Genomic DNA, 13304 nt, shown 5'->3' on the forward strand with positions numbered 1-13304 from the left:
CGATTTAGAACCGCTCGATGTGCAGCCCCGCGTAGAGCCTCCGGTAGACCACTCCGGTGCGCCGGTTACCCGCGTCGATCATCATTCCGCGGCCCATGTACACACCCACGTGACCCCGTCCGACGACCAGGTCGCCGGGGCGTGCCGCGGAGCGTGGAATAGCCCGCGCCCGAGCCGCCTGTGCGCCCGAGGAATGTGGCAGCCGAAGGCCGATCTGGGCGTAGGCACGCTTGGTGAATCCGGAGCAGTCGAACGCATTCGGTCCGTCGCCGCCGGGCGCATAACGCTTTCCGAGTTGCGACCGCGCGAAGCTCACCACGGCCGCCATGCGGCCGGACACCCCGGCGGACGACCCCCGCGTGCGGTACCGCTTGGTCGACTTGCGGACCTGCGTCCGGCGGACCACGGTACGGCTGTTGCGCTCGCCGCGCTCACCCCGCTGGACCGACCGGCGCACCTCCGCCCGGCGCTCGGCCCGGCGCTCGGCCCGGCGCTCGGCCCGGCGCTCGGCCCGGCGCTCGGTGCGCTGTTCGGCACGGCGTTCGGCCAGCTGACGGGCCTGCGCACGGCGTTCGGCGGCACGCTGCTCGGCGCGGCGCTGCTGGGCTGCCCGGCGTACCGCGGCGATCGTCGCCCGCTGCCGTCCGGCCGCCTGCCGGGCGGCCTGCTTGACCGCCGCGGCGGCCGGCCGCACCCCGGCGGGCCGCACCGTGTACGGGCCACGAGCGCCGGAGCGCGATACCCGGGAAACGCGCTCGGACCACGCCGTCACGGGCTCGAATTGCGGCGTCCGCGCCTCCGCGGGACTGCTCGACGGCATTGCCGTGCCGGCTTCCGACTGACGTTCGGACGAATCGACGTTCGGCGCGATGACGGCGAGTGCGAGTGCACCCGCGGTCAGGACGCGACGAGGGGACGGACGAGACAGTTCGGCCTCCGTGTTAGGTCCGGGGCACTCACGCGAATCCCATTTACTGCCAGCGCCGGCCTTTGAGGGACGGCAATGGGAACCCGGACGACTTCGGTAATTCCGTCGACCATGCCAACACATGATTACCGTGCCGATGGGGTGGATTCGGATAATTAACCCGGCGATTCTTCAAAAGAAATCTCGGCGCAGGTGTCGATCGAAGGCGGTCGCGTTCGTGTGGAGGGTAGGAAGGACACACGACGAAGGAGTGCCATGAAGACCTACCTACTCGCCATCCAGCAGCCCGTCGGTGCGGCACCGGAGCCGGAGACGCTCGGCCCGATCATGCAGAAGCTGGCCGCCATCGGGAAGGACCTGACCGACGCCGGAGCGCTGGTCTTCACCGGCGGGCTGCACCAGCCGGACGCCTCCACCGTGCTCCGGCCGCACGGCCCGGACGTGCTGGTCACCGACGGCCCGTACACCGAGGGGAAGGAGTTCGTCGGGGGCCTCTGGGTGCTGCGGCTGGAGGACCTCGACGCGGCGCTGGCCTACGGCCGCCGGATCGTCGAGGCGACCGGGCTGCCCATCGAGGTCCGGCCCTTCGCCGGATGACCGGGCGGACCCCGGCCGCGCCGGCCGACCTGGAGCGGGTGTTCCGCGCCGAGTACGGGCGCGCGGTCGCGGTCCTCACCCGTCTCCTCGGCGACCTCGACGACGCCGAGGAGGCGGTGCAGGACGCGTTCACCGCCGCCGCCCGGCACTGGCCGGTCGCCGGTCTGCCGCCCAGCCCGGCCGGCTGGATCATCACCACGGCCCGCAACCGCGCCATCGACCGGCTGCGCCGCGAGGCCGGCCGCGACACCCGGGAGGCACAGGCCGCGCTGCTGGCCGCCCCGGACGCCCCGGACGAGGAGGGACCCGTGCCGGACGACCGCCTGCGCCTGGTCTTCACCTGCTGCCACCCCGCGCTCGCCCAGCCCGCCCAGGTCGCGCTCACCCTGCGTCTGCTCGGCGGCCTGGGCACCCCGGAGATCGCCCGGGCCTTCCTGGTGCCGGAGGCCACGATGGCGCAGCGGATCGTGCGCGCCAAGAAGAAGATCCGGGATGCCGGCATCCCGTACCGGATACCCGGCGAGGCCGATCTCCCGGACCGGCTGCGGCCGGTCCTGGCCGTGCTCTACCTGATCTTCAACGAGGGGTACGCGGCCACGTCCGGCACCGGCCTGGTCCGCGACGATCTGAGCGCCGAGGCGATCCGGCTGGCGCGCCTGCTCGCCGCGCTGATGCCGGACGAGCCCGAGGTCCTCGGGTTGCTGGCGCTGATGGTGCTGATCGACGCCCGCCGGCCGGCCCGGACCACGCCGGACGGCGCGCTGGTCCGCCTCGCCGAGCAGGACCGCAGCCGCTGGGACCGGGCGCTGATCGCCGAGGGGCAGGACCTGGTCCGCCGGCTGGTGCGGCGCAACCAGCCGGGCCCGTACCAGCTGCAGGCCTCGATCAACGCGGTGCACAGCGCCGCGCCGAGCGCCGCGGCCACCGACTGGCAGGCGATCCTGTCGCTGTACGACCAGCTCGGCGCGCTCACGCCGAGCCCGGTCGTGGCGCTGCACCGGGCGGTGGCGGTCGCCGAGGTCGCCGGTCCGGCCGCGGCGCTGGCCCTGGTCGACCGGCTCGACCTGGACGGGTACCACCTGACCCACGCGGTACGCGCCGACCTGCTGCGCCGGCTGGACCGCCCGGTGGAGGCCGCCGACGCCTACGCGGCGGCCGCGGACCGCACCCGTAACCCGGCCGAGCGGGCGTTCCTGCTCCGCGCCCGGGAGACGCTGCGGTGAATCGCGCGGTGCTACGGTCCGGCGGTGCACCGGGTGCTCGTGATCGGCAACAGCGGAGCCGGCAAGACCACGACGGCACGCCGGATCGCCGCGGCACACGGGCTGCCGTTCCACGAACTGGACCAGCTGATGTTCCGGCCCGGCTGGCAGCCCGATCCGGCGTACCCCGACGAGGTCGCCCGGATCGCCGCCCGGCCCGCGTGGGTCCTCGACTCCTGGGGCGACCGGCGGGTACGCGCCCTGCTGTGGGCCCGCGCGGACACCGTGGTCTGGCTCGACTATCCGCTCCGGACCGTCCTCCCCCGGCTGTTCCGGCGCTCGGCGCGCCGGACCCTGCGCCGCGAGCGGATCTTCAACGGCAACGTCGAGGCGTACCGCGAGTGGTTCAGCCGCGACCATCCGCTCCGGTCCGCGCTGCGCGACCACCGCCGGCGCCGGGCGGAGACCGGCCGGTTGATCGCCGCCCATCCGCACCTCACCGTGATCCGGCTGCGCCGGCCGGCCGAGACGGACGCCCGGCTCAGGCGTCCGGAATGAGCATCTCGACGTCCGCGGCGTCCATCACCCGGCGCACCCCGACCGGCTGCTGCAACGGCACGCCGCCCGGACCCGGCACCCGGGAGACCTGCGCGGCTATCTCCAGGGCCCGCTCCTCGGACTCCACGTCGACCAGCTGGTAACCGGCCAGCATCTCGGTGGACCCGGCGAACGGTCCGTCCCTGACCGTCGGCTCGGTGCCCGCCCCGGCGGTCACCACCTTGGCCCGTTCCGGACCGGTCAGCGCCAGCGTCTCCAGCAGCTCGCCGCTCGCCCGGAGCTGGTCGTTGACGGCAGCGTGGTAATCGAGGTGCGCCCGGATCTCCGCGGGCGTCCATCCGGTCATTCCGACATCCGTCACGCTGCCGCCGAAGCCCACCGTGAGCAGGTATTTCGTCATGTCGGCTCCGCCCTGTCACTGCGCCCGCACGGTGACGCATCCACCCGGAGGTCGGAGCCGGCGACGCGTTCTCGACACCGCCGGCACCGCTGGGCGTTATCGGCTCGTTATCCGCGTACGAGAACGGCGGCCCCGGGTGCGGCATCGGACCAGATGACAGGGCCCCACGTCTCTCACGGAACGGATTCCCATGTTTACGCTCTCTGTTCGTCAGCGCCGTACCGCCGTGGTACTGGTCCTGCTGGCGGCAGCCGTGGTCCGGCTACGGTTTCGCTCTCCGCCGGCCCGGCCTCCGCCGCGCGGCCGACCTGCACCACGACGGAGACGGCCCTGAGGCGGGCCCAGTCGTCGGCCGGCGTCACCGCCGACGGAATCTACGGACCCGTTACCCGCCGCGCCATCGAGCATCCGTTCGCGGGCGACTCGCCCTGCGGCCGGGTGAGCTGACGTAGCCGGCACCGCACCGGCGTAGACAGATCCACAAGCGACGAAGGGACAGGCAATGCGAGCGATCACCATCACCGGGGCGGTCATCAGCGCGGTACTGATGACCGGATGCAGTGCGGGCGTCGAGCAGGTGGCGGGGGACGCCGTGCCGGCCGGCGGGCAACCCGCCGCGTCGGCCTCTCCGAGCCTGGCCGCCCCGAGCCCGGCCGCCTCGGCGCCGGCCGGGACGGCGGCGGTGACGAGTGCACCGGCATCGCGGCCGACGTCGTCCCCGCCGACGGCCACCACGCGACCGGTGCGCACGACCAGCCCGCCGCGGACACTCGGGCCGGCCGGCCTCGGCCCGCTCAAGCTGGGCATGACCCGCAAGCAGGCGGAGGCCACCGGCCTGCTCGAGGGGTACGAGGTCGCCGACTACCTGGCCCGCTGCGGCGTCTCGAAGGTGCGGGGCACGAGCCGCGCGACGGTCTTCATCGACCCCAGCCGCGGTGTCTCCTACATCGCCCTGTACGGCACCGTCCGTACGCCGGAGGGCATCCGGCTCGGCAGTTCGGTGAGCGCGGTCCGCCGCGCCTACCCGGACTGGGAATTCATCCTGGGGGACAGCGCCTCCGGGGAGGGCGCCGTGCGGGTACCGGGCAACAGCAACGCGGGGTACCAGATCGACATCGAGGACGGCAAGGTCAGCTACCTGGCACTGAGCTCCGAGAACCAGCGCTGCACCGACTAGCGATCAGGACCGGCACGACTGCGTACGATCGTCAGCCGCAGCGTCCAGGGGCGGTCATCCCGCATCCACCAGGCTCGCCGCCACGTCCGCGGGGCCTGCTGCGGAGCTGCGCACGAAGTGCCCCCGCTGACCGATGGTTCTGCTGGTCAACGGGGGTTCTGCCGGGCGGAGGGCGTGGGATTCGAACCCACGGAGACGCGGAACGCCTCACCGGTTTTCAAGACCGGCGCCATCGGCCACTAGGCGAGCCCTCCCGTGCCGCAGAGCCCAGTTTGCCAGACCCGTGCACCCGGCCGTGCCCCGGCGCGACGTTGTGCACAGGGCCGGTGATCCGGTCGGCGCGCACGCCGGGGAACCGACAGACTGAGGTCATGCACGCGATCGTGATCGAACGGCCCGGCGACCCCGACGTGCTGCGCTGGGCGGAGGTGCCGGATCCCGCGCCGGACCGAGGCGAGGTGGTGATCGAGGTGACCGCAGCGGCGGTCAACCGGGCCGACCTGATGCAGCGCCGGGGCGCCTACCCGCCGCCGTCCGGCGCGCCGGCGTATCCGGGGCTGGAGTGCTCCGGTGTGATCACCGCCGTCGGCCCCGGGGTGGACGGGCACCGGGTGGGCGAGCGGGTCTGTGCGCTGCTGGCCGGCGGCGGCTACGCCGAGCAGGTGGCGGTGCCGGCCGGGCAGCTGCTGCCGGTGCCACAGGGCATGTCGGTGCAGGAGTCGGCGGCGCTGCCCGAGGTGGCGTGCACGGTCTGGTCGAACGTGGTGGACATCGCCCGGTTGCGCCGCGGGCAGACGCTGCTGGTGCACGGTGGCGGCGGCGGGATCGGCACGTTCGCGATCCAGCTCGGCACGGCGCTGGGGGCGACCGTGCTGGTGACGGCGCGCGCGGCCAAGCACGACGCCCTGCTGGCGCTGGGTGCGAGCGTGGCGATCGACTACACCGAGGAGGACTTCGTCGCCCGGACCCGCGAGGTGACCGACGGCCGCGGGGCCGACGTGATGCTCGACATCATCGGCGCGAAGTACCTGGCCCGCAACGTCGACGTGCTCGCGCCGGACGGGCGGATCGCGGTGATCGGCCTGCAGGGCGGGCGCCGAGGCGAGGTCGACCTCAACGCGTTGATGGCCAAACGCGGGTCGATCTCGGCGACCACGTTGCGGGCCCGGCCGGCCGCGGACAAGGCCCGGATCGTCCGCGGCGTCCGCGAGCGGGTGTGGCCGCTGGTCGACGCGGGCGCGATCCGTCCGGTCATCGACACCACGATGCCGATGCCGGACGCGGCGGCGGCGCACCGCCGGATGGAGGCGAGCGACCACCTCGGCAAGATCCTGCTCCTGCCCTGACCGGAGCCGGTCACTCCATCGGGGCCAGCAGCGTGCGCGGACCGGGGCCGAACTCGGCCATCCGGTCGCTCGGGTTGATCAGCTTGCAGCGCTGCATCGACAGGCAGCCGCAGCCGATGCAGCCGGTGAGCTGGTCCCGCAGCCGTTCCATCAGGGTGATGCGCTCGTCCAGGCGGCGACGCCAGCGGGCGGAGAGCCGGGACCAGTCCGCCTTGGTGGGGGTGCGGTTCTCCGGCAGGGAGGCCAGCGCCTCGCGGATCTCGTCCAGCGAGACACCGACCTGCTGGGCGATCCGGATGAACGCCACCCGGCGCAGCTCCGACCGGTGGTACCGGCGCTGGTTCCCGGTCGTCCGGGTGGACCGGATCAGCCCCTCCTTCTCGTAGTAGCGCAGGGCGGACGGCGCGACGCCGCTGCGGGCCGCGAAATCACCTATGGCGAGCGTCTCCATGGCACCCCTTGAGTTGAAGTGAGCTTTAACTTGCAGGCTAGCCACATGACCGCGACGACTGCCAACACCGACGTGCTCGGGTCGTTGCTGACCCGGCTCACCGGCGACGAGAAGCACGCGCCCAGCGCCAACTCCACATTGGATGTGCTCTGGGTGCTCTACGACCGGATCCTGCGCATCACCCCGGACACCGCGGACGCGCCGGACCGCGACCGGTTCCTGCTCTCCAAGGGGCACGGGCCGGCCGCCTACTACGCCGTCCTGGCGGCCAAAGGTTTCATCGGCGAGGACTGGCTGGACGATCTCGGCGGGCGGCACAGCCGCCTCGGCCATCACCCGGACCGGACCCTGATCCCCGGGGTGGAGGTGGGCACCGGCTCGCTCGGACACGGCCTCGGGCTGGCCGTCGGCACCGCACTGGGGCTGCGCGCCCAGGGCTTCCTGGACACCCGGACGTTCGTCCTGCTCGGCGACGCGGAACTCGACGAGGGCGCCAATCACGAGGCGATCGCGTACGCCGCCGCGGTCCGGCTGCCGCTCACCGCGATCGTGATCGACAACCAGTCCGCCACGCACGGCTGGCCGGGTGGCATCGCGGCCCGGTTCCTCGGCTGGCCGGCCTCCATCGTGGACGGCCGGGACCACGACGCCCTCGCCCACGCCCTGGCCGCCCGGCATCCGGACCGGCCCAACGTCGTGATCGCCACCGTGGAAAGGAAGGGCCGATGAGGGAGACGTTCGTCGCCACCACCACCGCGCTGCTGGACGAGGACCCGCGGACCGCCGTGGTGCTCGCCGACATCTCCGCCGACGCGTTGGCCCCGGCCATGCGCCGGCATCCCGACCGGGTGCTGAACGTCGGCATCCGGGAACAGCTGATGACCGGGGTGGCCGGCGGGCTCGCGCTCACCGGGCTGCGGCCGTTCGTGCACTCGTACGCGCCGTTCGTGATCGACCGGACCTACGAACAGATCAAGCTGGACCTGGGGCACCAGGACGCGGGCGCGGTGCTGGTCAGCATCGGGGGCTCGTACGACGGGTCGAACGTCGGCTACACCCATCACTCGCCGGGCGACGTGGCGCTGCTGGACACGTTGGACGGCTGGACCGTGCACGTGCCCGGTCACCCGGACGAGGTCCCGCCGCTGCTGCGCGCCGCGGCCCGCACCGACGACCGGGTGTACGTACGACTTTCCGCCCAGCAGAACCAGCGGGCGTACGGGACCGGGACCAGGCTGCAGGTGCTCCGCCGCGGCTGGGCGGGCGCGCCGGTGGTGCTGGCGGTCGGTCCGATGCTCGATCCGGTGCTCGACGCGGTCGCCGGGATGGACGTCACGGTCGGGTACACGGCGACGCCACGGCCGTTCGACGCGGACGGGCTGCGGGCCCTGGTCAACCGGGACGTGATCGTGGTGGAGCCGTACCTGTCCGGCACGTCGAGCCGGCCGGTCGCGGAGGCGCTCGCCGACGTGCCCCACCGGGCGCTGCACCTCGGCGTGGGACGGACCGAGGTCCGGCACTACGGCAGCATCGCGGATCACGCACGCACCCACGGCCTGGACCCGGCCGGCCTGCGCCGGTCGATCGGCGCATTCCTCGATGGACGCTAGGCCGGTCGTCCGGCCGCCGGGCACCGTTCCGCGGACCGCCGGAGCCCGGCCTCCCCCGTATGCTCTGCCTTGGCAGCGCACCCCGAGGAGGTCGGATGATCCACGGCTTCGTGCCCACCATGCTGATCGGCATCGTCGGTGCGCTGTTGGCGGAGGTGATCCGCGCACTCCCGGCGATCCGGGCCGGGAAACCGCCGCGCGGCTGGGAGCTGGTGGCCGCCCTCTTCCAGGTGCTGCTCGGCGGCGGCGCGGTCCTCTTCGGATGGGATCAGGAGCAGTCGGCGTTGCAGGTGGCGGTGATGGGGGCGGCGTTCCCGCTGCTGTTCTCGGCCGCGGTGAACGGCGCCAAACCACCGTCGGACGGCGGCACCGGGCGCGACGTCGCATACGGCGGGCGTTCCGTGTCGGACTATCTGGCGGGCCGGTTCTGAGCAGCGCCGGCCATGCTGCTCCCGGGAGACGAGAACAACCCGATCCTGCACATCGAGGAACTGCCGCGCTTCCCCTGGCGCCGGCCGGCCCGGGTGCCGGGCGCGGTGCACGTCTACCTGAGCCGCGGTGACCGGTTCTTCTGGCCGGCCGGCGGCTTCACGCTCGGCGAGCTGTGGCTGATCCGGCCGAGCCGGTTGTACGTGGTGGACGCGGCGCCCCACGACAGCCAGATGCATCACGACGTGACCAGCACCTCCACCGGCACCACGGTCAGCCTGCTCGTGTCCTTCTGCTGGCGGATCGTGGACCCGCGGTTCGTCGTCGAGTCCCACCTGGTCGACGTGATGGCCGTGCTGCCGCACCACCTCGGCGCCGCGATCGACGCCGCGGTCGGCAAGGTGGCCTGGCAGGACGGCACACAGCTCGACCGGGCCCTGCGATCCGAGGCGCTACCGACGTGGGTGCGCGCGGACGGCCTGGAGGTGTCGTCGATCCGGGGCACCGTCGTGTCGCTCGGCGAGGAACCACCGGCCATGGCGGGCATCGATGGTTGACGACGCGGCGGGATGGGCCGTCGACTGGATCTCCTCCCGCACCGCCGACGACTGGCGACGCTACGCCTGGTTCGCGACGGCCCTGCTGATCGCCTACTACACGGTCCGGTGGCTCGTCCGCCGGTTCGTGCCGTGGCTGGTCGCCGAGATCGGCCTCCGGTTCGCGTCCGGGCTGGTGACGGCGATGTGCATAGCGCTGCTGGTGGTGCAGGCCACCCTGACGCTGCCGTTCCGGCCGCTGCGGGTACGGCCGCCGATGCTGTTCTTCACGGTGGGCGACCTGGCCGGCGGGACCGTCCGCCGGACCCGGGCCACGGTGCCCCGGCTCGCCGCCGGCGTGTACACCCTGCGGCAGACGCACCGGCTGGTGATCTGGGCGCTCCTCGCCGGGCTGCTCTGGGCCGGGCACGAGGTCACGTGCGAGCGGGCGCCGGCCTCCCTGTGGTGCCGCAGTCCGCTCAGCGCGGTCACCGCCCTGGGCGGCGACCTCCAGGTCATCGGAACGGATCTGGTGTTCGGCCGACCTTCGTCATGAGGTCCGCCCAGGCGCGCTGCAGCGGCTCCCACAGGCGCTCCTCGATCGTGTGGGTCAGCCGGTCCCCATGGGTCAGATAGTCGGTGATCGGAGCCAGCACCAGGCAGGCACGCGCCGCCATCGCCAGGTACCGCGCCCGCCGCCCGAGGCCGTCGTCCCCGGCCAGGTCGCCGAGCAGCGTCCTCGCCCGGTCCATCGCACCGGTCTGCCGGCCGAGCGCCGCGGCGGCCTCGATCCGGAACGTGGCTTCCACGGACGGGTCCTTGGCGACGTTCGCCAGGAACGTCGCGCCCGACGGGCCCCGGGTCGCCAGCGTGCCGAGGGCACACAACCGGGCGGCCGGTTCGACCCGTGCATTGCGGACCAGCGCCCGGAGCATGGCGTCGGCGCCGGTGGGGTCGCGGACCCGGCGTTTGACGTACCAGGCCATCAACCGGAGCGTGGCCGGCCGCTCCGTGTCGTTGAGCAGTAGATCGGACCCGACGTGGCTCAGCCCGGCCGCGTCCAGCGAACGGGCCGCATCCTGCCGCACGGCCCAGCTGATCGACCGGTCGTGCATCAGGGCCGACATCGCGGCCTCGAGGCGGTCCGCGCGTACCAGGCCGGCCAGCACGACAGCGCGTCCGACCAGCGAGTACGCCGCCCGGTTCTTCTCCCTGCGCTCCACCGCCGTGAGGGTGCGGGGCGCCGACCAGACACCGGCGATCGCGGGTCGCCGGCTGCGGGTGGGTTCCGAGTTCGGCCGTACCGCCTCCGTCGCGAGCCATTCCGCGGTCAGGTCCTCGAGCGCGATCACCTCGCTGGTCATGGTCTGCAGGCGGGCGCCCTCCAGGCTCGGGTCGACCAGGCGCCCGGCCATGGCCACCAGCGCGTCCGCGGGTTCACCGACGTGCACGAGGATGGCCATCGTGGCGACGCGGAGATGCGGCTCGGACCCGCTCCGGCTGATCGCGGTGAGGTGCTGCAGGGCACTCCGCCGCTCGCGGTCGTCCCCGGTCTCGGCCAGGGCGCGCAGGGCGGGCAGCCGGTCCTCGGGCGGCCGCCCGCCGCCGTAGGCGAGCTGGGAGAGCACCCGCAACCCGTGCTGCCGGGTCGCCGGGTCGCCGTCGGCGAGCAGCACCGTGGCGATCTCGATCCGTTTGGGTTCCGGGGTCGCCGGGTTGGTGATGAGGCCGACCAGCCGGGTGGTGTCCGGTGCCCGGTGCAGCACGGCCCGGGCGGCCTGGCCCACCGCGCGCAGGGTCTGGGTCGGCTCCGCGGCGGCGTTCTCCACCGCCTCCATCGTGAGGTCGGCCAGTTCCCGGCCGTCCGGCGCCTCGGCGGAGCCGTCCGCGAGCACGGCGGCGAGCTCGGCCAGTTCCGGGTACTGACGATCGGGGCCGGGGTGGGCCAGGGCACGCACCACCGGCACCGCGTCGTTCCCGGCGTCGGCATAGGCACCGATCGTGAACAGCGCGGTGCTGGTCGCCCCGTGCGCCCGGACCTGCGCGAGCCACCATTCGCCGTCGAGGTCCCTCGCCCGTTCCAGGCCGTACAGGTACTCCGCGATGCTCTGGTGGGTGAACTCGAGGCCGTCGCCCCGGTGCACGATGAGACCGGTGCTCAGCAACGCATCCGTGAGGTGCTGGTCGGTGACGTCGTCCGGGACGCCCACCCCCTCGGCGGCCAGCCAGGCGCGTACCGCCCCGATGCTCGGCTGCCGGTCGTGCGCCAGCCGCTGGACGGCCAGGTGGGTCACGCACCGGCGGCGGAGGCTGAACAGCCGCTCACCGAACTCCTCCGCATCGGCACCCAGGTCCTGCAGCTGGTGCCGGAGCTTGGTGCGGACGTCCGGGAACGTCTGCCGTCCCTTCAGGAGGGTGTCGACGAACCGCCGGTAGAGGCCGGTCCGTCCCTTGGGGAGATCCTCGTCCGGATGGTGCTGGTGCACGTCGGCGGCGATCGTGCACAGCAGGGGTATCCGCACCATCGGCATCATCCGGTGGCGGTCGACCTGGTGCAGGAAGCTGTCCCGGCGCTGCTCCGCGAAGGCCGGGTCGCGCAGCCGGTACCAGCGGTCCGCGAACCGCTCCACGGTCACCCGGTCGAACGGGCGCAGGTTGTACTCGCCGAGTCGGTGGACCTGGTCGACGCCCGCGGCGAGCGCACGCAGGTTCGAGAACTCCGTCGCACTCAGCACCCGGCTGGACACCACGAACCGGGCCTGCGTGCCGTACGTGGCGATGTGCTGGGCCAGAATCTTGATCAGCCGCGCCCGCTTGTCCGCGTCGAAGACCTCGTCCAGGCCGTCGATCAGGATCAGCCAGTCGACGCCCGGCGTCGGCTGTCGCTCGAACAGCGAGGCGGTCACCGACGTGGCGAGGAAACCGTGCAGGTCCGCGTTCACCGCCTCGGCGACCGAGTCGAACCAGCCCCGTCCGGTCAGCAGCCGGGTGGCCGCGCACCGGATCGCCACCACCGGGCCGATCGGCGGCTCCTCGCCCTCTCCGGGCTGTTCCGGCTGCAGCCACCAGGACGCCGACTCGGCGACCAGGTGCTGCAGCAACGTCGACTTGCCGCCGCCCGGTCCGCTGACCACGAGCGCGTTGCGATGCCGGTTCAGCATCTCGGTGGCCGGGATGACCGAGGGCTCGACCGGCGCCGCCACGCCGCGCACCAGGGCCCGGCTGCGTTCCGCCCGCCACGCCTCGGCGCGCTGCTTGACGTAGACGTCGGAGAGCGGCACCTCGCCCTCGACGACCCGGTACGGCAGTTCCTCGGCCACCCGTCGCTGGGCGAGCAGCATCCGGTGCAGCGGGCTGCCCGGTTCCGGCAGGTAGAGCGTGGGTTTCCGGGGCTGGAACCGCCCGATGAGGGAACGGATGTGGTCCAGGCGCTTCTCGAAGTCGAGCGCGTCGATGAGCCAGGCGGCCTCCTGCTCGAAGTCGTAGAACTTGAGCATCCCGCACACCAGCCCGGTGGACCGGTCCACGATCGGCGCCCCGCTCATGCCGGACACCACACCGGTCTCGACACTCGCCTTCACGTACGGCCCGCTCGGTCCCTGGACCGCCATCCGGACGACGTCCACCGCCGCGCTGCCGACCGGACCGGTGCGGTTGAAGCCGTACGCGATGAGTTCGGCGTCCTGGTTCTGCCTGTGCTGCAGCAGCAGCGACCGGGTCTCGGCGACCGGGTGGTCGATGTTCGCGTCCAGGCCGATGAACGCCAGATCGGGGAAGGGGTACGCGCCCCGGGCCGCGCCGCCGCGCGGGAACCGGTCCAGCACCACGCCGGGCACGTCCTGCTCGTTGACCCGGATGCGGACCCGGATGCGCCCCTCGGCGTCGCGGTCCCGCCGCCCGGCGCCCGCGACCACGTGCGCACACGTCAGGATGATGTGGCGGTCGATGAAGAAGCCGGTCCCGGTGCTCCGGGCACAGGTGACGTGCACCGTGGCCTGGCGGACGCGGTCGAGGGCGGTGGTCGCCGAAAACGCCATGGGCCCCCTCGAGCCGTCACCCGTGCTGACCGT

The 13304-nt window shown here is 73.0% G+C and carries 14 protein-coding genes and 1 tRNA gene; 10 read left to right on the top strand and 5 right to left on the bottom strand.

Annotated features, from left to right (window positions below):
- Positions 1 to 4 precede the first annotated feature (4 nt).
- On the bottom strand, positions 5 to 772 hold the full coding sequence (locus LDL48_RS44415; RefSeq protein ID WP_225254180.1) for a C40 family peptidase: 768 nt from the start codon (positions 770 to 772) through the stop codon (positions 5 to 7).
- Between the two features lie 411 nt (positions 773 to 1183).
- Between LDL48_RS44415 and LDL48_RS06945 the strand changes: the two genes are divergently transcribed.
- Genes LDL48_RS06945 through LDL48_RS06955 form a run of 3 tightly spaced genes read left to right on the top strand, consistent with a single transcriptional unit; the run spans position 1184 to position 3285 of the window.
- Positions 1184 to 1525 carry a YciI family protein gene (locus tag LDL48_RS06945; protein ID WP_225254181.1) on the top strand — a complete coding sequence of 114 codons (342 nt, stop codon included), beginning with the start codon at positions 1184 to 1186 and terminating at the stop codon, positions 1523 to 1525.
- Complete coding sequence (locus tag LDL48_RS06950; RefSeq protein ID WP_225254182.1) at positions 1522 to 2748, top strand: RNA polymerase sigma factor; 1227 nt, start codon at positions 1522 to 1524, stop codon at positions 2746 to 2748. The genes LDL48_RS06945 and LDL48_RS06950 overlap by 4 nt, the downstream gene beginning before the upstream one ends.
- A gap of 24 nt (positions 2749 to 2772) precedes the next feature.
- Positions 2773 to 3285, top strand: coding sequence for a P-loop NTPase family protein (locus LDL48_RS06955; protein ID WP_225254183.1), 513 nt, complete (start codon positions 2773 to 2775; stop codon positions 3283 to 3285).
- Here LDL48_RS06955 and LDL48_RS06960 read toward each other — a convergent pair.
- A complete protein-coding gene (locus LDL48_RS06960; protein ID WP_225254184.1) occupies positions 3269 to 3685 on the bottom strand; it encodes a YciI family protein in 417 nt (138 codons plus the stop codon). The two genes, LDL48_RS06955 and LDL48_RS06960, sit on opposite strands and share 17 nt — an antisense overlap.
- Before the next feature lie 502 nt (positions 3686 to 4187).
- Between LDL48_RS06960 and LDL48_RS06965 the strand changes: the two genes are divergently transcribed.
- Positions 4188 to 4862, top strand: a complete 675-nt coding sequence (locus LDL48_RS06965; RefSeq protein WP_225254185.1) for a hypothetical protein — start codon at positions 4188 to 4190, stop codon at positions 4860 to 4862.
- Between the two features lie 166 nt (positions 4863 to 5028).
- On the opposite strand, the gene LDL48_RS06970 is transcribed toward LDL48_RS06965, so the two are convergent.
- Positions 5029 to 5116: transfer RNA gene (locus LDL48_RS06970), tRNA-Ser, on the bottom strand.
- A 117-nt stretch (positions 5117 to 5233) separates the two neighbouring features.
- Here LDL48_RS06970 and LDL48_RS06975 point away from each other — a divergent pair.
- Positions 5234 to 6208: an NAD(P)H-quinone oxidoreductase gene (locus LDL48_RS06975; RefSeq protein ID WP_225254186.1), complete on the top strand. Its 975-nt coding sequence runs from the start codon at positions 5234 to 5236 to the stop codon at positions 6206 to 6208.
- A gap of 10 nt (positions 6209 to 6218) precedes the next feature.
- Here the strand turns inward: LDL48_RS06975 and soxR are convergent, their stop codons facing one another.
- Entirely contained in the window at positions 6219 to 6659 is a 441-nt protein-coding gene (soxR, locus tag LDL48_RS06980; RefSeq protein WP_225254187.1) for a redox-sensitive transcriptional activator SoxR, read from the bottom strand.
- Positions 6660 to 6704: 45 nt separating this feature from the next.
- Between soxR and LDL48_RS06985 the strand changes: the two genes are divergently transcribed.
- From LDL48_RS06985 to LDL48_RS07005, 5 genes are all read left to right on the top strand, one after another.
- Positions 6705 to 7388 carry a thiamine pyrophosphate-binding protein gene (locus LDL48_RS06985; protein ID WP_225254188.1) on the top strand — a complete coding sequence of 228 codons (684 nt, stop codon included), beginning with the start codon at positions 6705 to 6707 and terminating at the stop codon, positions 7386 to 7388.
- Entirely contained in the window at positions 7385 to 8269 is an 885-nt protein-coding gene (locus tag LDL48_RS06990; protein WP_225254189.1) for a transketolase family protein, read from the top strand. The genes LDL48_RS06985 and LDL48_RS06990 overlap by 4 nt, the downstream gene beginning before the upstream one ends.
- A 95-nt stretch (positions 8270 to 8364) precedes the next feature.
- A complete protein-coding gene (locus LDL48_RS06995; protein WP_225254190.1) occupies positions 8365 to 8700 on the top strand; it encodes a hypothetical protein in 336 nt (111 codons plus the stop codon).
- A 12-nt stretch (positions 8701 to 8712) separates the two neighbouring features.
- Positions 8713 to 9255, top strand: a complete 543-nt coding sequence (locus LDL48_RS07000) for a hypothetical protein (RefSeq protein WP_225254191.1) — start codon at positions 8713 to 8715, stop codon at positions 9253 to 9255.
- Positions 9248 to 9790, top strand: coding sequence for a hypothetical protein (locus LDL48_RS07005; protein ID WP_225254192.1), 543 nt, complete (start codon positions 9248 to 9250; stop codon positions 9788 to 9790). Before LDL48_RS07000 ends, LDL48_RS07005 begins: the two co-directional genes overlap by 8 nt.
- On the opposite strand, the gene LDL48_RS07010 is transcribed toward LDL48_RS07005, so the two are convergent.
- Positions 9750 to 13271: a trypsin-like peptidase domain-containing protein gene (locus LDL48_RS07010; RefSeq protein ID WP_225254193.1), complete on the bottom strand. Its 3522-nt coding sequence runs from the start codon at positions 13269 to 13271 to the stop codon at positions 9750 to 9752. The genes LDL48_RS07005 and LDL48_RS07010 overlap by 41 nt on opposite strands.
- Positions 13272 to 13304: the final 33 nt, after the last annotated feature.

It is taken from the genome of Jidongwangia harbinensis (assembly GCF_020216025.1).
GTDB classification, from domain to species: Bacteria; Actinomycetota; Actinomycetes; order Mycobacteriales; family Micromonosporaceae; genus Actinoplanes; species Actinoplanes harbinensis.